This is a genomic window from Methanoplanus limicola DSM 2279 (assembly GCF_000243255.1).
GTDB classification, from domain to species: Archaea; Halobacteriota; Methanomicrobia; order Methanomicrobiales; family Methanomicrobiaceae; genus Methanoplanus; species Methanoplanus limicola.
The window spans coordinates 1916906-1935187 of sequence record NZ_CM001436.1; the positions used below are offsets into that span (position 1 = coordinate 1916906).

21 protein-coding genes are annotated in these 18282 nt (G+C 43.1%); 8 read left to right on the plus strand and 13 right to left on the minus strand.

The window, feature by feature from the left end; translation table 11 throughout:
- Nucleotides 1–167 precede the first annotated feature (167 nt).
- The 9 genes from METLIM_RS09240 to METLIM_RS09280 all read right to left on the minus strand — a co-directional run bounded on the left by METLIM_RS09240 (nucleotide 168) and on the right by METLIM_RS09280 (nucleotide 8648).
- Complete coding sequence (locus tag METLIM_RS09240; RefSeq protein WP_004077964.1) at nucleotides 168–380, minus strand: hypothetical protein; 213 nt, start codon at nucleotides 378–380, stop codon at nucleotides 168–170.
- A gap of 59 nt (nucleotides 381–439) precedes the next feature.
- On the minus strand, nucleotides 440–691 hold the full coding sequence (locus METLIM_RS09245) for a DUF7123 family protein (protein WP_004077965.1): 252 nt from the start codon (nucleotides 689–691) through the stop codon (nucleotides 440–442).
- A gap of 182 nt (nucleotides 692–873) precedes the next feature.
- Nucleotides 874–2718 (minus strand): DHH family phosphoesterase, encoded by a 1845-nt coding sequence (locus METLIM_RS09250; protein WP_004077966.1) that lies wholly within the window; start codon nucleotides 2716–2718, stop codon nucleotides 874–876.
- Nucleotides 2719–3024: 306 nt separating this feature from the next.
- Complete coding sequence (locus METLIM_RS09255; RefSeq protein ID WP_004077967.1) at nucleotides 3025–4224, minus strand: potassium channel family protein; 1200 nt, start codon at nucleotides 4222–4224, stop codon at nucleotides 3025–3027.
- A 51-nt stretch (nucleotides 4225–4275) separates the two neighbouring features.
- Nucleotides 4276–5481: a magnesium transporter gene (locus METLIM_RS09260; protein ID WP_004077969.1), complete on the minus strand. Its 1206-nt coding sequence runs from the start codon at nucleotides 5479–5481 to the stop codon at nucleotides 4276–4278.
- Between the two features lie 21 nt (nucleotides 5482–5502).
- Nucleotides 5503–6444 (minus strand): ribonuclease Z, encoded by a 942-nt coding sequence (gene rnz / locus METLIM_RS09265; protein ID WP_004077971.1) that lies wholly within the window; start codon nucleotides 6442–6444, stop codon nucleotides 5503–5505.
- Nucleotides 6441–7217, minus strand: a complete 777-nt coding sequence (locus tag METLIM_RS09270) for a sugar phosphate isomerase/epimerase family protein (protein ID WP_004077981.1) — start codon at nucleotides 7215–7217, stop codon at nucleotides 6441–6443. The genes rnz and METLIM_RS09270 overlap by 4 nt, the downstream gene beginning before the upstream one ends.
- Complete coding sequence (locus METLIM_RS09275) at nucleotides 7214–7762, minus strand: AAA family ATPase (protein WP_004077983.1); 549 nt, start codon at nucleotides 7760–7762, stop codon at nucleotides 7214–7216. Before METLIM_RS09275 ends, METLIM_RS09270 begins: the two co-directional genes overlap by 4 nt.
- Nucleotides 7763–7883: 121 nt before the next feature.
- Complete coding sequence (locus METLIM_RS09280; protein WP_004077985.1) at nucleotides 7884–8648, minus strand: anaerobic ribonucleoside-triphosphate reductase activating protein; 765 nt, start codon at nucleotides 8646–8648, stop codon at nucleotides 7884–7886.
- Between the two features lie 186 nt (nucleotides 8649–8834).
- Here METLIM_RS09280 and METLIM_RS09285 point away from each other — a divergent pair, with 186 nt between their 5' ends.
- The 7 genes from METLIM_RS09285 (at nucleotide 8835) to METLIM_RS09315 (ending at nucleotide 15252) form a co-directional block, all read left to right on the plus strand.
- Entirely contained in the window at nucleotides 8835–9494 is a 660-nt protein-coding gene (locus tag METLIM_RS09285; protein WP_004077987.1) for a type I 3-dehydroquinate dehydratase, read from the plus strand.
- A gap of 346 nt (nucleotides 9495–9840) precedes the next feature.
- Nucleotides 9841–12339: a CDC48 family AAA ATPase gene (locus METLIM_RS09290; RefSeq protein ID WP_004077990.1), complete on the plus strand. Its 2499-nt coding sequence runs from the start codon at nucleotides 9841–9843 to the stop codon at nucleotides 12337–12339.
- Between the two features lie 29 nt (nucleotides 12340–12368).
- The gene (locus METLIM_RS09295) at nucleotides 12369–12833 is read left to right on the plus strand and encodes a hypothetical protein (RefSeq protein ID WP_004077992.1); all 465 of its coding nucleotides are present in this window, start codon (nucleotides 12369–12371) and stop codon (nucleotides 12831–12833) included.
- 187 nt (nucleotides 12834–13020) lie between these two features.
- Complete coding sequence (locus tag METLIM_RS09300) at nucleotides 13021–13908, plus strand: class 1 fructose-bisphosphatase (RefSeq protein ID WP_004077994.1); 888 nt, start codon at nucleotides 13021–13023, stop codon at nucleotides 13906–13908.
- Nucleotides 13909–14099: 191 nt separating this feature from the next.
- The gene (locus METLIM_RS09305) at nucleotides 14100–14336 is read left to right on the plus strand and encodes an LSM domain-containing protein (RefSeq protein ID WP_004077995.1); all 237 of its coding nucleotides are present in this window, start codon (nucleotides 14100–14102) and stop codon (nucleotides 14334–14336) included.
- 19 nt (nucleotides 14337–14355) lie between these two features.
- Nucleotides 14356–14703, plus strand: a complete 348-nt coding sequence (locus METLIM_RS09310; RefSeq protein WP_004077996.1) for a helix-turn-helix domain-containing protein — start codon at nucleotides 14356–14358, stop codon at nucleotides 14701–14703.
- Nucleotides 14704–14817: 114 nt separating this feature from the next.
- A complete protein-coding gene (locus tag METLIM_RS09315; protein ID WP_048145810.1) occupies nucleotides 14818–15252 on the plus strand; it encodes a hypothetical protein in 435 nt (144 codons plus the stop codon).
- A gap of 52 nt (nucleotides 15253–15304) precedes the next feature.
- Here the strand turns inward: METLIM_RS09315 and METLIM_RS09320 are convergent, their stop codons facing one another.
- Nucleotides 15305–15883: an endonuclease dU gene (locus tag METLIM_RS09320; protein ID WP_004078000.1), complete on the minus strand. Its 579-nt coding sequence runs from the start codon at nucleotides 15881–15883 to the stop codon at nucleotides 15305–15307.
- 40 nt (nucleotides 15884–15923) lie between these two features.
- Here METLIM_RS09320 and aglJ point away from each other — a divergent pair, with 40 nt between their 5' ends.
- The gene (gene aglJ / locus METLIM_RS09325) at nucleotides 15924–16847 is read left to right on the plus strand and encodes an S-layer glycoprotein N-glycosyltransferase AglJ (protein WP_004078002.1); all 924 of its coding nucleotides are present in this window, start codon (nucleotides 15924–15926) and stop codon (nucleotides 16845–16847) included.
- On the opposite strand, the gene METLIM_RS09330 is transcribed toward aglJ, so the two are convergent.
- From METLIM_RS09330 to trxA, 3 genes are all read right to left on the minus strand, one after another.
- A complete protein-coding gene (locus METLIM_RS09330) occupies nucleotides 16814–17377 on the minus strand; it encodes a class II aldolase/adducin family protein (protein ID WP_004078003.1) in 564 nt (187 codons plus the stop codon). The two genes, aglJ and METLIM_RS09330, sit on opposite strands and share 34 nt — an antisense overlap.
- The gene (locus tag METLIM_RS09335; protein ID WP_245543519.1) at nucleotides 17344–17886 is read right to left on the minus strand and encodes an endonuclease III domain-containing protein; all 543 of its coding nucleotides are present in this window, start codon (nucleotides 17884–17886) and stop codon (nucleotides 17344–17346) included. The genes METLIM_RS09330 and METLIM_RS09335 overlap by 34 nt, the downstream gene beginning before the upstream one ends.
- A 120-nt stretch (nucleotides 17887–18006) precedes the next feature.
- On the minus strand, nucleotides 18007–18276 hold the full coding sequence (gene trxA / locus METLIM_RS09340; RefSeq protein ID WP_004078007.1) for a thioredoxin: 270 nt from the start codon (nucleotides 18274–18276) through the stop codon (nucleotides 18007–18009).
- Nucleotides 18277–18282: the final 6 nt, after the last annotated feature.

Genomic DNA, 18282 nt, shown 5'->3' on the forward strand with positions numbered 1-18282 from the left:
TTAAAACTCCGGTTGAAACATAGAATTATCCCTGATAATACTTAATCAGCATTATTATGTATAAATAAATTTACAGAAATCTCCAAAATAATATGTAGAGATTCTCAAAAATTATTCAACATGAGCAAATGCAAAAAAATAATCCGCTTTTTTTTGGTTAAACGGATTCATACTTTTTCAATTGTAATTTTTATCCTGTCGCCCTGCTTAAATCCATGACCTTTTGGGACATCGATATTATACCACAGACCATCCGGATTGCCTTCATCTGCCGCAGCCTCGTCCTGATTTGTGCTCTGATTCATAAGGCAGTCCTTCTTCTCATTGATATTTGCAATAAACTCAACAGGAGAGATAAACTCAATAATTTTCTCACTCATATAAATAACTGCATTGAACAGATTAATTAATTTAACGAAAAAAACAGACAGGAGTAAACTTAAGCAGCTCTTGCTTTGACACACCATGTTGTGCTGTTTGAATAACTCCAGCGTGATATATCCAGTTCATCACAGATATCGGCAAGAATTGCCATATTTGTGCCTACTTCTTTAGGGGAAAGACCTAAATCCTTTGCAATATATTTCGATTTGAAATACTGTTTTCCTTTAACAAGTCCGGATTTGAGATATACTACTATCTTGCCCTGAGTTAAAGTGTATCTCTCTTTTATCTCAGCCTTTTTGCTCATAATATCCCCTCCCTGATAATTAGTAATCGCCATATATATTTAAACATTTCTGAATCATTCCGGTTTATTCCAATTCTGACAGACAATAAACCCCGGTTTCTAATAAAACAGATTATAATTTTTTATGTACAGCCTTAAATATCTGTACTGTGATTTAGTAAATAAATTCCGGATTAAATGGATCAGATAAGGTCTTCAACCCCAAATTCTCCAATTTTTTCGATAAGTTTACTGATTACAACTTCTTTCATACCTTCAACAAATTTAATTGAACCGACTACCAGGTGCCCTCCGCCATTAACACCGCCGCCAACGATCTCATCACGAAGTTCACGAACCATCTGCGGAATATTCATCTTAACACCCCGTGAACGGATAACTACAAAATCAGGCCCGACTCCAAGTGTAACCACAGGTTTGCCAACATTCCTCTTACAGAGAACATCATGAATTTCGCCGGAAGTCTTTCCGGGCGGCGGGAATGTGAACCTGTGTGCATATATCTCAACATCGATCATAAAGAGATTTGCAGAATTTACAAGGACTTTCTCCTCAACATGAGGCATTGACGTCTTTAACTGTTCATCAATTGCAAGATTTGCTTCCTGAACAAGAAGCGATACAAGTTTTTTGTGCCTGTCGGAGTTGTTATTTACATCCAGAATATCCTTTACAATCTCCCTTCCGTCATTAAACCTGAGCCAGAACTGCTCATAGTCAAGAGCAAGTGCAATATTCTTACATTCCTCTTCAGAATAGGAATCTGCAACCAGATCAAGATACTTCTGTCTCTCCGGCGCCTCACTCCTGTCACCCACCCCGGCAACGGCAGGGAAATGCCTGATATCAGACTCTACAGGTGGATAGATCATTCTTGCCAGTTCAGCACCAAGCATACCGGCAGTAACACCGAAATCTCCGCCTACAAGATACGGATTTACGTGCGCCTCCAGGAACCTGTCTGTTGATTCATCAGGGTGGTGATGGTCCACAACAACGATTGGAATATCATAAACTTTGGCCATCCGGTATGAAGGTTCATCCTCCTCAGTAGAACCGTTATCCATCATAACAATGAGCGGAAATTTCTGACCGTACTTTACATTGTCCTTTAAGGCGTAATCGAGATCCCTTGTAACATCCTCAATCTCATAAAACGGTGCTTTGGACGGCGCTCTCTTAAACAGATGGGCTTCACTGTCAAGATCTCCTCCATTATCCTTTATGAGCATTGTTACTGCCCTCTCAACCGAAACTGCCGCTGCTATACCATCTGCATCAGCATGGTGCCTGAGAATAATCGTCTGGTTTGTGAAGATCGCTTTCCGGATGTAATATGCAACTTTCTGCATATCAGGCTTAAGCTTTTCAAGAATCTCACTCTCAATCATGAAAGGGATGTCATCCGGACGTGCTCTCTCATCAATTGCATCCTGAATCCTCTTCTTTACACTCAGGATTTCATCATCTGACAGTGCAGACATATCGCTGATCTCAAGCTGGATCTGTCCGTTTCTCATCATGACCTCGCCACTGACGCGGACGAAATCACCCAGTTCAATATCAGGATAAGCACGCTTTCCTGCCTCAACAAAACCTGCACCACTCTCGGTACCTGAATCATCGACAAGAGTAAATATTGTCGGGCCGGAGGTCTGCTTAATCTGTGCTATCTCAACCTCAAGAGTTACATTTCTGCCAACTTTCTTCTTCAGGTCTTTAAGTTTTGTCTGGGAATGGAAGCAGTTTACAGCTTCAATCTCATATTCTTCCGGAACAACCTCTTCGAGATCAATGTTACCATTGTCCCTGATATTTTTCACCCGGACAAAGAGGAACTCACCCTCATTGTGCTCTGTCTTCACATTACTAACGTGAACAAGGCCTTTTATGCTGTTATTCAGATAGACAAATGTTCCGAATTTTGCAAAACCCTGAACTCTGACCTCATAAATATTTCCTGCCCTGATGTCCTCAAGCTCACAGCCGGAACCCAGCCTGTACACAGTTACTTTATTATTTTCCATATTTTACTTCCTAATTTTATTTTTATAGCCGGCTATCAGAAATTGCTGTAAAATCCAAATACTCACAGCAGATATATCTTTAAAATTCCCTTTGCATGAGCAAAAATGATTCTCCCATATATCTCGCAGTTCAATAACCGGCCCGGTTTTTCTGACAATAATGACATTCTTACAGAAATGTCGGCATCGATATCCGGCATATTCTTATACCTGCACAAAATGAACAGCAGGCCGGAATAAAGATACAAATATGATAAATTACAGACAATAATTTTACCTGAAAATCTATAATATTACCTATTATGATTAAAGATCATTAACATTCCTGTTCTTTGCCAGAGCTAAAAGACGACACTCTCCGTCTCTTCGGCCTTTTGCAATAATTATATCTCCGGCTTTGAGTATATCATTCTTTCCGGGTCTGTATTTCCAGTTGCCATTGCTGTTTATTGCAAGTACTACCATCCCTGTAACAGTACCTAAAGATGCTTTCTTCAGCGTTTTACCAACAAGAGGAGACTTTTTATTCACATCAATTTTAGTGATGATCTCATCAGACTCCCTGACAATCTTTTTAAATACCGGCGGAATATCAATATCACGAATAATTACATCAACTATTGATTTTGCCGCATTACTTATACTCTCCGCAAAAGCCGACATATACAAAAGGCCCCTCAGGTACTCCACATTAGAGATCCTTTTTGAGGCTTCCAGTACCCATAAATCAAGTTTATAACTCATATCATCCATTCTTGAATCAAGTGAGACCACCTCATCCGCAACTTCGCGGCTGTCAAACATCAGTGATGAATATGCAAGCCCTACTGCAAGCTCACTAAGATTCTTCATTTCAATTATGAGAGAAACGGCACGGTCAAGATCCGATACTACAGCATCTGAATGCTCCTCTTCATTTGCCCTGACTTCATTCCCGGTCATATCACTCAGAAGATCAATTCCGGCTTCAAGTCCTTTTGCAATAAGAATATCGCCGCTAAGAATCCGTGTTTTGCGATCAGGATCATAGATCCATGAGACATCCCTTCTTATAGCAATGATCCTCATTCCGGTAGTGCTCTGAAGTTTCTGCTTGCCAAGAGTTTTGCCGTCAATCCGGCAGTTCTTCTGAACCCTCATATGCACAGTCACTTCTTCAGCTTCAGGAAGGGCCTGTTTTAATTTAGCCGGAAATTTCACATCTTTGAGGATCTTGGTTGCAATATCAGAGGCAGAATTTGAAATTATCTCAGCGGACTCTGCAACCTGAAGCATACCGCTCATGGATTCAGCCTCTTCGATACGTCTTGCACCAAGAATACTCTGAATACGCGCCTGATAAACAAGCTGATTCATACTCTCTTCAAGATTTAAAACCTCACGTGCGATCTCCTTGCTCTCAAAAAGAATTGCAGAATAAGCAAGATCAACCATAAGTTCGGCAATATCCTTCATTTCAATGAGGACATCCTTAAAACTGACAGGCTGATATTCTAGTTCGGTCATCTTTTATAATCCTTTAAATAATGAATTTATTGATTATTTATATTATCTGCCTTACAGAAGTAAATTAATAACGCTTACAAGCATGGTCGCACCGGCGAGATCAATAAAACTGGTGATGACAGGAATGCCGAAATTGTCCGGATCAAAACCTTTCTTAAATGAGAAGACTGCTGTTGCATAGCCGATCAGATTTACAAAAGTCACAACAATCAGGCCCGCAATAAGACTGATTTCAATAATAATTAAAAGTCCGGGTGAATCCATTGAAAAGAGCAGTGCAGAATAGTGGGCAATTACAGCCATTAAAGGAAGCAGAATTACAGCGTACAGATAAGTTACAGAAAAATAACCAAAGATCTCTTTTCCCGGTTTAGAATTGTACGGTATCTCTCCCATATGCATTCCGGTTGCGAGCCTGGAGCATAAAATTCCGCCTATTGAACCGCAGCCGCCGGTGAAAGGGGGGATTAATACAAGAAAAACTGAGAATGCAATCAGTTCCTCCATATCCACTGCATAAGTAATCCCTGCAAAAGTTCCGACAACCGAAAGAATGGCGAGAAGGGGAAGAATCTCCCTTGTAATCTCAGCTATGTCAACACTGCTCTTAAATGACATAAATAAACAGAATAACGAGATCAGAAGAACAGCGATCCCGGCGATATACTTTACTTCATACGGAAGAGAGATGACAAGCATCGCTGTCATCATAAGCGCAGGCAGGGTTATAATGTCACCGGAGGTTGTGACTGCCGGAGACGCGATCATGTCAAGGTCAATCTCTTTTCTGTAACTTACAATTGTGATCAGTATCGAAATTCCGGTTACGAGAAACCCGGATAAAATTCCGGATATGACCGATATTAAAACAAAATCGAGCAGTGTTATACCTTCCAGTCCAAAGAAGGAAGTGATCACATATGCGACAATTCCAAGCAGAAATGCAATTACAGTTGTGACATAAAGGGATGCGCGAACATTATAGCCAAGCACACTGGATTTGGAGAAATCTATCTCAAATTCACCAAGATGCATTGAAGAGGCAAGCCGTGAAGTTAAGACACCGGTAACACTGCCCCGCATATTGATAGAAGGCGGAACCAGAACAATAAGACCCGGAATTAATGCAAGAAGCTCTCTAACCGAGCCTAAATAAATACCTGCGGCCGTAGCTGCAAATGCCGTAATAAGCAATGCCAGGAGACCTGTCAGAATCATCCTGCAGTATCCAAAGTCTACTGCCGTACGGAGATTCATCACCTTCACCTGTCATTTTATTCACCTGAAAGGCAGTTCAATCATATCCAGATCATCCGGAGAGATTATAGTGCCTTTATAGTATTTTTCTGCATCCTGTATATGAGTTGCTGTTTTGGTATACCGTGAGCTTATATGAACAAGAGCCAGCATCCGGGCAGATATCGCTTCTGCAACCTCTGCTGCCTCACCTGCCGTGGAATGGAATACCTCCGCAGCCCTTTTCCTCTCAGAATCGTCATATGTTGCATCGTGGATGAGCAGATCTGCACCTCTGGCCCATTTAACCCATTCACCATCTGTCTGCGGCCTTGTATCTCCGGAATAGACAACTTTCCTCCCAAAACGCGCAGGACCCATAACATCTTCCGGGCGGATAACTCTAATCTCACCGTCAGGAAGTTCAGCCTCAACATTCTCCCCTCTCTGAAGCCTTCCAAAGAGAGGGCCGGGCTTAACACCAAGTTCTATCGCCTTTTCACGGTCAAATTTTCCGGGGCGCATATCCTCTTCAAGAATATATCCAAGTCCGGGCATTCCGTGATCTGACGAATATGCACGCACAGTATAGCCGTCAAACGGTACAACAGAACCATGTCTCAGCTCAGAGGGAATGATACGGAAATTCAGCCTGGTCTTTGAGATTTTTTCGACATAGTCAATAAATTCATATATCCAGGAGGGCCCGTAAACCGTCAGCGGATCTTCCCTGCCATTGAAAGACATCGTCTGCACAAGCCCGCAGATACCAAGATAATGGTCAGCATGCCAGTGTGAGATGAAGATCGCATCGACAGTAAAACCTGTCCTTGCCCTCATCATCTGCTGCTGTGCACCTTCACCGCAGTCAAACAGCAGGGTATCAGAACCACGCCTCACCATAAAACAGGCGGGATTTTTGTTGGTTGTCGGAAGTGCACCCGCAGTGCCGAGAAAATATACCTGAAGTGTCTCACCCGCTATAATGCATTCCTCCTGATAAATTCAAAGCTCTTCCCCGCTTCATCAATATTTCTCCCTTCAACTACACATATTCCCTTATAATCTGATCTTTTTATCGCAGAGAATACATTGTCCCAGTTTATAGTTCCGTCTCCGACTGCCTTGTGTTCATCACTCTTACCGTTATTGTCGTGAATATGCAGATGTGACATTCTGCCGAGATCTTTTAAAAATCTGTCAAGTGTTCCGGTAGTATTTGCATGACCACAGTCAAGAGTTATCCCGATGCCCTCAATACCCTCAGTCATGCCGAATATCTCATCCGGAAATCTGCAGAGGAAGTCGGGAATATCAGGCATGTTTTCGAGGCATACCAGCACCCCGCAGTCTGATGCAGTTTTTCCAATCTCTGTGAGGGCCTCTTTATGGAGGTCCCACACCTTTCCGGGGAGAAGTTTTGCAGCCGGAGACATATATCCGGGATGGATAGTCACGCGGTCAGTAAAATCTGCTGCATTTATTACGCATTCCTGAAGCTGGCGGATTGACTCCCGGTATATCGGATAATTTAACGAGGCGAGGTTTAAATCTGAAAATGGTGCATGGACAGATACTGAAAGATTTGTGCTGCCAAGTGTTTCAGCGATCCTGTTTTTTGATTCCCTTACATCGAGCCTGTAATTACCTTCAGCCGAGATCTCCCAGCCGTCATAGCCCTTATCCTCAATCCCATATATCCATTCTATAGCCGCCCAGATCTTCCCGGAAGAGGCAAAATAAAGGGGATTTTTCATACCCTGCCCCTGATTTTCTCAATGGTTAGAACGACCTTTTCAGAAAAATCGTCAAGAGAACCTTCATTTTCAATCCGGAAATCCGCCATCCTGAAAGCCCGGCCAAGACCCCATCCGGTCTCCCTCACGTCACGTTTCCTGAGCGATTCTTCATCGGCAGTATCATCTGACCTGCCCCTTGTGCCCATTCTCTTAAGCCTTGATTCAAATGAGCTTTCAATGGAAACAAGGCAGAAATTATCGAAATGATCCCTGTACAGTTCCACTTCGGAATCTCCCCTTATACCGTCAACAACCACAAGGTCACTGTTTTTATCTTCTATGTCCGGAATTGTCAGTTTTGCAAGGGCATCCATTCCAAGACCCGCCCGGAGGTGTCTGGACATCTCACCCATATTCCGGTCCGTTCTTTTAAGCCCTGCATCATCAAGGGCCTTTCTTACCACGTCACCCATCACAATAACAGGTATGCCCATTTTTTTTGCAATATTTGAAAACTCACCCTTACCGCTTCCGGGAAGGCCAACAACTCCTATGACTATCATATCAAACATCCTGTAATTTTAAAAATCCATTTATTAAAAATCCTATATTATTTTTCATTTAAACATTTATGATATTATTGGACATTCTGCATTTCAGGCGCAATTTCTGACTGTGGCACATTCAGTAATTCCTTCTTGCCTGGAGAATATCAGTCAGTGGAATTGAGTCTGCAATTAAAATCCTGCCGTTTTCATAGGCGATCTCACCATCCTCCCTCGTCTGAATCCTGACCTTTCTCCTTATCTTATCACCAATCTTCTTTAAGTCCTCAAACTGAAGAGGAGGAATTTTTCCATCAACGCCCTGCTGAAGGACTATGTCAATATCGTCGTCAACTTCCCTGGCAATATATACTGCATCGTCCTCCCGACCCGGGAATAATGTTACCGCAATCTCAAGTTCAGGCAGTTTTTCCGAATGATAAGCATCTTTGCAGATTTTAAAAGACTCTTTTATCTGCCCTACAACATCACAGTTCACCTTTAAGAGGAGGGGATAATGCTCCCATCTTGTCTTAATATCCAGATGAACAAGGTCAAGAAGTCCGGCACTGATCATCTCCTTTAAGGTGTCAGGATAGCCGCCATTGGTCTGGATACCAACTTTAAGGCCTATCTTCCGGCATCCCTTCGCCATCTCAATTAATGCATCCTTCTGCATTGTTGGCTCTCCCCCGGAGAAGATAACACCCGATATAACCAGTGAAGACTCTTTAATCATTTCAAGGACCTCTTTTGTATCCCTGAAATCCTGCCCGGACTGTATTTCCCTGTTATGACAGTAGTGGCATCTGACCTGACAACCTCTGAGAAAGACCACACATACTGACTTTCCGCGCCAGTCAACTGTACTTAATGGAACAAATCCGCCTAAATTTACCTTCAAAAAATCACCGGTCTGAATAATTTTTTATCTGATTAAGCATGAAAGTTTCAGTATGATCCCATAAGTCTGCTGAGATGGAACAGAAGAAAGTAACGGCATTTCGCCGGCCATACAGCAATTGACAGATATGATAGGGATGAGCTGAACCAGATTAATTATCATTACAGAAATATAATGTTTATAAAGATGACACCCAGGACCGCATTATCGCTGACCTCTTTTTCAGAGGAGAATCTAAAACAGGCAGAATGTGCAGACTATATCGAGATAAGACTTGATTTATGCGACAGAAGTGAAAGAGAGGATTTCATCAGTTATTTTTCAGATGGGAGATATAAGCACAATGCCCCGGTTATCGCAACTGTCAGGAGTGTAAAGGAAGGAGGAAAATTTTCAGGAAGCCGGGAGGAATGGCTGAGCCTTGTTTCACCCTGGACAGAAATTGCAGACTATATCGATATAGAAAGGGAATATTCCGGGCATTCAGAGAAAATTAAAGAGAGAACTGAGGTAATATCATCAGTACATCTGAGCTACATGCCCGGTGATGATGAACTGAAACATACAGATGATGAACTCAGAAGCTATGGAGACCTGCCAAAGATTGTTGTCACACCGGGCAGTACAGAAGACATCCTGAGACTTGCGCAGTTTACGCTGAACTGTAAATATTCCAAAAAACCGGTAATTACCAGCATCATGGGGAGTAAATATTACTGGGCAAGGGTAATTATGCCGCTTTTCGGATCGGAATTTGTGTACTGTCATTCAGGTGAAGCCGCAGCAGAAGGGCAGTATGAGCTTGATACAATGAATGAGATATTCAGCCTTATATGCGGGCAGTGAAAATATATTAATTTCATACCAAAATCAGAAAAACTACATTATACTTTTTTTCAGGCAAAAAAATATATATCATCATACTCTGATTAACAGTTAATCCAAAAAAAGGGAAATTTACGGTGTAAAACCGGCAGTTGCAGAGATCAGGTGCACAACTAAGATAAATCAAAAAAATCGGTCCAATAACAGACCAGAGTAAAATCAGCAAGAGTTCATCTTTAAAAGGATATTTCAGCTTAAATCAGATAATTTCCCACCACAGAGACTTTTTGGGGAAATTCAACCCGAGAAACATTTAAATAGTATTGGCACTAACCAATGGTGAAGATAGATTACGGAGGTAATAATTATGACAGATTCACATTCACCAGAACTTACAGTAAAAGAGGCCGCACATGAGGATGCGGGACGGGGGATTGCAAGAGTCAGCATTGACATAATGCAGGCACTTGACCTGAGAAGCGGAGATGTAGTTGAAATTTCCGGAAAGAAAAAAGCAGCCGCGATGGTATGGCCCGGATTTTCACATGATACAAGACGGGGCGTAATCAGGATAGACGGAAATCTCAGAAGCAACATCCAGACAGGAATTGACGAGAAGGTAACCATAAAAAAGGTAGAGGCAAAGTACGCAGAAAAAATTGTAATTCACCCGACCCAGCCTGTAGCGCTCAGGGGCGGCGAGCAGTACATGACAAGGCTTCTTGCCGGCAGACCGGTTTACCAGGGCCAGGTATTCCGCGTAAATATCATGGGCAATGCCCTGACATTTGTCATATCAAAGATCAAACCCGGCGGGGTTGCAATTGTCGGCCCGGATACAGTCGTGGAGATAAAGGAGACTCCATACGAACCAAAGGAGGGTGAGGGCAAAAAGGACGTGCCAAATGTCCATTATGAGGATATAGGCGGACTTGGCAGAGAGCTGGATCAGGTACGCGAGATGATCGAACTCCCGCTCAGGCACCCTGAAATCTTTGAAAGACTCGGCATAGAGCCGCCAAAAGGAGTACTGCTCTATGGCCCGCCCGGTACCGGAAAGACCCTGATTGCAAAAGCGGTTGCAAATGAAGTGGATGCAAACTTCATAACACTCTCCGGCCCGGAGATTATGAGCAAATACTACGGAGAGAGTGAAGGTAAATTAAGGGAAGTCTTTGAATCGGCGCAGGAAAATGCCCCTACAATCATCTTTATTGATGAGATCGACTCAATTGCTCCAAAGAGGGAAGAGACAAAGGGCGAAGTTGAGCAGAGAGTTGTTGCACAGCTCCTTGCATTAATGGACGGCCTTAAGGGCAGAGGCGAGGTTATCGTCATCGCCGCAACAAACCTTCCCGACAGTATAGACCCTGCACTGAGACGCGGGGGCAGATTCGACCGTGAGATCGAGATCGGAATTCCGGACAGAAAAGGCAGGCTTGAGATCTTCCAGGTGCACACAAGAGGCGTACCGCTTGACCTTGATGATATTGAGATCTCTAAGGAAGAAGGCCAGGAGCTATCTAAAACCTTCGCAGAATACGGAGAGGAGGAAGGCAAAAAGTTTGAAAGTGAGATCAAAAGGAAAAAATTCCTTGATCCATTCTCAAGTGTCACTCACGGTTTTGTGGGCGCAGATATATCACTCCTGGTAAAGGAGGCTGCAATGCATGCCTTAAGGGAAGAGCTGAAATCTCTTAAAACCGGAGAAGACATCCCAATTGAGATTGTTGAGAGACTTAAAGTCACAAGGGCCGACTTTGATGAAGCTCTGAAACATGTCGAACCCTCGGCAATGCGCGAGGTTTTGGTTGAGATCCCAAATGTATCATGGGAAGACATCGGCGGTCTTGAAGAGGTCAAGAAAGAACTGACAGAGGCGGTGGAATGGCCCCTGAAGTACCCCGAAATCTTTGAAAAGTTCACAACCAGACCGCCAAGCGGCATACTGCTCTTCGGGCCGCCGGGAACAGGTAAAACAATGCTTGCAAAGGCAATCGCAAACAAGAGCGAGTCAAACTTCATATCCGTAAAAGGGCCGGAACTGCTCTCAAAATGGGTAGGTGAATCCGAGAAGGGCGTACGGAACATATTCAGAAAAGCGCGGCAGGCATCACCGTCCATCATATTCTTTGATGAAATTGATGCCCTGCTTCCAAAGAGAGGTTCATACCAGGAATCATCCCACGTCACAGAGAGTGTTGTAAGCCAGATACTCACTGAACTTGACGGCCTTGAGGAATTAAAGGATGTAATAGTCCTTGGAGCGACAAACCGTCCGGATATGCTTGATGAGGCAATGATGAGGCCGGGCAGGCTTGACAGGATTATATACGTTCCACCTCCCGACATTACAGGAAGAGAGAAGATATTTGAAGTATATCTCAAAGATGCCAGAGATCTCCTTGCAACCGACATCGGTGTGAAAGAACTTGTGGAGAAGACAGAAGGGTTTGTCGGTGCAGACATTGAGATGATAGTAAGGGAAGCAAAACTTGGTGCAATGCGTGAATTTATTGCAGCAATGGCAGAAAGATCAGATGAAGAGAAAGCCGATGCCCTTGCCAATGTAAGACTTACAAAGAAGCACTTTGAAGATGCACTTAAGAGAGTAAAGGGGACACTTGACAAAGATTCGATTGAGGAGTATGAAAGAAAAGCATGGCCTGTAATATATGGCTATGATGAGAGAAAAGAGCTTGAGAACGCAGCATCGTTACTGAAGAGAGCAGAGTACGGAGATAAATCAGATGAGATCACAAAAATCTCCAAAGAACTCTCAGGAATGGTCTATGCGCCAAAGAAAAATTTCAGTGAGATTCAGAAACTCACAGAAAAACTTGAAGAGCTGCTTGAAAACCGGTAAACCAAAACCCGGTAACGGAGGTGTTTAAAATGCCCGGAGAAAATGAAGACAACAGAGATGAATTATACGAATTCATCAGAGATACCATAGAATCAGCGATAAAAAGCGGAAAGATGCCATCAAAGGTTGGCTTTTCCATAACTATCACTGGTGGCAGTCTGCCCGTTAATATCGAAAACAGCAGGGACGGATGCAGCAGAGACTGCGAAAACAACATAGAGGGTGATTCACCGGCAAAGGCACTCTCTGAAACAGAAAGGGGTTTTCACACGGAAATCCATAAAAACGGGGATGAAATCATTGTATATGCTGAAATTCCCGGAGCAGACAACTCAAACACCGCAGTATCACTTGACGGTGAAAATATGATAATCACCTCCCTGCCGGAAGAGACAAAGTATCAGGAGATCGTTAAAATTCCTCCTTTAAAAAAGGAGACATTAAAATTCCGTTCCAGAAACGGAGTTTTAGAATTATCTGCCAGACTTCAGTGACAATTCAGAAAATATACCTTTTTTTCGCCAGCTACCAGAGGGTCGTCCGGACATTTCCTAATCGGCAATATTGCGTATGTGCTCCAACCCACCATATTTTGGTTCAGGCACATTTTCTTTACGCATAAATTTAATAGACTCCGGTTCAATAAAGATTTGAATTCGAAATGTTCCGGAGGAGTAGAATATGATAACGCTTGAAAATTATCTTGATTCGGCAGAGGTTGCAGAGGATTTAAAAGAATTAATAGTTCTGATCTCAAAGCAGGCACTTCCAATAAGAAACGCATTTATTGAAAACCAGTCTTACGCAGGGACGGAAAATAAATCAGGGGAGGTCCAGGCAGAACTTGATGTCTGGTCTGATGAACATCTGATAAACGTCTTAAAAAAATCCTCTCTTGTAAAGGAGCTTGCCTCAGAAGAGCAGCCCGAAATATTGAAATTTGAGAATGCAAAAGCTGATTACGCCGTTGTAATGGACCCGCTTGACGGTTCTTCACTGATACAGGTCAATTTGTGTGTAGGAACTATCATCGGCATATATGACAACGGAAGAGCACTGAACAGAGGTGAAGATTTAGCGGCTGCCATGTATATGCTGTACGGCCCTATGACTGTGCTTGTCCTTACGGTTGGAAAAGGAGTCTATGTCTTTGCAATGGACGGGGAAGAGAGATATATAATGCTTGACGGCCCGGTTAAAATGCCGGAAGGAAAAATTTACGGCAGCGGTGCACTTCGTAAGGAATGGACACTTAAACATAAGAGATTCATAGAAGAGATAGAAGAGGACGGCGGTAAGCTCAGATATTCAGGTTCATTTGTTGCAGATTTCCACCAGGTGCTTAAATACGGCGGAGTTTACTGCTATCCCGGTACAGATAAAAAACCGGAGGGAAAACTGAGACTTGTATTTGAGGCAAACCCGATTGGTTTCATCGCAAAACAGGCAGGCGGTGCAGTATCGGACGGTGGCACAAATTTACTGACGGTAAAACCGGAAAAGGCAGATCATAAAACACCTATATATGTCGGCAGTGCAGGTTTAATCAGCAAACTTGAATCGATGTAACCCGGAATTTTTTGGCTGCTGTCGTGTAAAAATAATCACACCCATTTTTTTATGCCGCGCAATTAATCCGGATATTTTTTACCCGTAATATTTTATTTTCCGGAATTGCAGGAAAATCCGGAATACTAAGATGAACTTAAAAACCGGTTCATGGAAATTATTAATAATTATACAACCGAATATAAAGGAAGATGGTAAACAGCATTGTATTGCCCATAAAAAAAGTCTATGCCCTGACTGAATCCAGAATTAATGTTGAGATTAAAGATGACGGACGGAAATTAAAGGGAGTATTAGCCGCCGTTGATGAACATCTCAATATACATATGGATCAGGCCACTGAATATATAAATGATGAGAGGGGCAGGAATCTTGGTACAGTCGTTATCAGGGGCAGCAACATATTAACAATTGCTCCTGAAATCTAAGTGATGGAAGGGTTGCCAATTGGAAATTGAAGATCAGGCTTTAAAGCTTATTGTGGATAGTCCGGAGGGCGTGCTCCAGAGTGAGCTATGGAAACTGCTTAAGATAGACAGCAGAAAATGCTCAAGGATAGTTAAAAAACTGCTGGACAGCGAAAAGATTGACAGACTTGAACATAAATCAGACGGAATCAAAACATACCGCCTGAGGCAGAAGAAGAAAATTTTAAATCCTGACCTTATAATGGCCGGCGGAGAACTTCTACCATGTGTAGGCTGCGAAGAAGAATGCAGTTTTGAGGAATGCCCTTACCTCATGGACTGGATGTACCAGCTCGCTATTGAAGATTACCAGGAAAAATCAGAATAATATAAATAACTTTTTTTAATAGTTCTTCTAAATAGATTTTTATTGAGAGCCGTATTTATTTCTGAGGATGCAAATTCCAAAGTAACAGCCAATATACTGCTGGTACTAATTACAATGATTCTTGCAGCTCTTGTACTTCTGATGATTCCCGAGCTTGATTATTATCAGCCGGAAGATGAACCGCCGGTAATATTTGAAATTATGGAAATATATTCGGCTGAACCTGATTATGACAGCATGATTGTTCTGAGAAATACCGGAATTAATATGTACGACAACAGGTTGCTTTCTGCCGATATATACCTGAGCCGTGGAGATAAAGTATGTCCGGTTGAGACCTTCAACGGGCATGATTTCATATCTACACATCATTTCGGGGTGCAGACAATGGGCGGTTCAGGGTGCCGTAACAGTTACTGGTGCACGCGGGAGAAGGTCTCACTTGACCTCTCGGATAAAAGCATCCGCCCCGGAGATGTAGTACAAATTGACTTTTATTTCGGAGAAAGTACCGATGTTATATCGAGTGATACATATACTCTGAACTGAAGAGACGCCGACTCAATCCCGGCAGGGTCATCGAAATATTATATACAGCATATTATACCATATACCTCCGGCTGAGGAAATCAAAGCAGCTTTTTGCACTTATCCGGGCAAGACGGAGCGGTTCAGGTATCCTTCCCTGAAGAGTCATACTGTTACATATCATAGTGGCATCTCTTATATCCACACCGGACGTCCGGATGAAAACCCGGTAACCGGTCTTCAGATCAACAGGAGTTCTTCTGCCAAGCCTTTCATATTCAGCCATTCTCCTGCTGTCACCCGGAAAATGACGTGCAATATCCTCAGCAAGTCCTTTGGAATCCTCGTAAGTCACCGCAATTACCGGCAGTCCGGTCTTATCGGCAAGGTCATCGGGGTTTATGATATTGAACCACGAGACGACTGCTCCGGAGAGCATTATACAGTTAATATCACTTCTGTTCAGAGAGAAGAAGAGATCAGCTACAGACTCTGTTCCGTCATATCCCCCAACCGTTATGCTGCCGTAACAGATCCCGTCCACAATGAGATCCCTCCTCATAACAATACCACAGGCAACAGATCTGCCCGCGCCCCTCACAGTGCTTTCAGCAACACCAAGAATTCTTATGCCGGATTTCGCAGTATTCATGAAAGGTCTTATAAAATGAGATTATTAAATAATTTACCTAATGGAAATAAACAAGGATGAGGTCTGCATCTTCATCCCCACTCTTAATGAAGGGCCGACAATAGGCGGGCTGATTGGAACCTTCAGAGAAAACGGGTTTAAACATATTCTTGTAATTGACGGCAGAAGCAGTGACAACACTGCTGAAATAGCTGAATATGCCGGAGCAAAAGTAATAATACAGGATTCAAAAGGGAAAGGCAATGCAATAATTGAAGCAATAGAATATTTTGACAGGCCATATATACTGATGCTGGACGGGGACGGGACTTACCTTCCGGAAGAAGCGGAGAATATGTTAAAACCGCTGTTTGAAGGCTCTCAGCATGTCATAGGAAACAGGCTCAACAATTTTGAAAAGGGGGCGCTCAGTACTTTAAACCTCTACGGAAACCAGGTCATAAATTATCTCTTCAAAGTGGCGCACGGCACATATCTCTTTGACATCCTCTCCGGCTACAGGGCATTTGATATAGAATCAATAAGAAGAATGAAGCTGAAAGAGGCAGGTTTTGAGATCGAGACCGAGATGGCGGTTGAGGCCGTAAGAAATGACCAGAAGATCTCAGTAGTTGAGATATCATATCTGAAGCGGCCGGGAACCGAGACAAAGCTTCACCCGTTCAAAGACGGCGCAAAGATAATATCAACAATATTTAAGCTTGCAAGAGTGAGCAATCCTATCTTTTATTTCGGATTTATAGGGTTTATCATTGCAGTTCTTGGAGTATTAATCGGCATATATGTCGTAATCGACTGGTTTGCAAGTATCACACATACAGAACTTGCAATTCTGACAGTACTTCTTATTGTTATGGGGTTTCAGATCTTCATGTTCGGAGTTATAGCCGATATGCTTGTATCATTCAACAGGGAGATGAGGGATGAGATTCAGAGGCTCCGGCCGCCAAATCCGCCCATGTAATAGATCACCCTGCATGCATGCTCAGCAATTGATGTCAGAAGATAGGCCTCTTTAAGAGTCCCGGCACAGGCAAATGTCCCGTGCCCCCTGGCAATCGCCACCGGAGATATGCTGACTGCAGAGGCTATATTCTCTGCAAGTTCTTCTGTGCCCGGTTCTCCGGTCCTGACCGGAATTTTCGGGCAGAGCATCTTTCCCTCACTGTCGTTAGGGATAATTTCGTCATAGTAAAAAGAGGCTGCAACCGACATGGCAGGATGGGCATGCACTATCGCAGATATTTCCGGCGATCTGCTGTATATCCGGTGATGAACACGCCATTCACTCGATGCCCCTGTATCCGGATTTCCTTTCATGTCCACAAATTTAAGGTCATCCTCCTCATCGAGGTATGAACCGGACGATGTTATGAAAAAACCATCCCGGCCGTCATCTGAAACACCGCGTACACTTATATTACCAAAATTCCCGCCGACAAGGCCTTCTGAAAAAAGCCTCACCCCTGTCTCTTTAAATTCAGTATTGCGCAATTTTCACACTTCCTCTCGTTACAGTATTTTTTTCCGTACTCTACAAACCACCCGTGAAATTTCTTATAAAAAGAATTATCCTGCGGGATTACCCTTTCAACCGCCTCTTTGAGGTCATCTTTTTTGAGCGGAATTCCGGCGCACTGGCAGATCTTCTCAGTATAGGAGTCAATCACAAAACTGTTCCTTGCAAGGGCATAACAGAGAATGCTGTCTGCCGTCTCTTTGCCTACCCCTTTTACCGAGAGAAGGTCTCTTCTTATCGCTTCAGTATCCTCTCTCTCCCAGTACTCCGGAAGGGACGACTTCTCACAGAAAAATCCGGCAAATGCCTTCAGGCGCTCCGTCTTCATCCTGTAAAATCCTGTGCACCGTATGCACTCCTGTATAGTCCCGTCCGGAGCTTTGGCTATATCCTCAAAGGTGTATATTCCGGATGATTTCAGATTATTTAAGGCCTTTAATACATTCTGCCATTTTGTCTGAGGCGTCAGGACTGACCCGGCCATGATCTCCTGAGGGAGGGCAGGCCACCAGTCAATATCACCGAACTCCTCATCAAAAATAGATATTATTCCCAGGATCTGTGAATTATAATATTCATCCGGCATAAAATAAAAATAATTAATTCAGATCAGTTTCTCAAGAAAGGCCCTGAGGGTTTCAAGAGGGGTTACGCCTTCAAGGCGGTGCTCAACCTTGCCGTCTTTCTCTATTACAAGAGTAGGAACCACCTGTATGCCGTACTTCACTGCAAGTTCCATATTCTGGTCAACATCAATCTTCTTAATCTCTACAGAATCACCCATGAGATTTTTTAATTCATTCAGAATAGGAGTCTGCATCTTACACGGACCACACCATTCAGCAAAAAAATCCATTAAAATTGGTTTTGACATTATTCA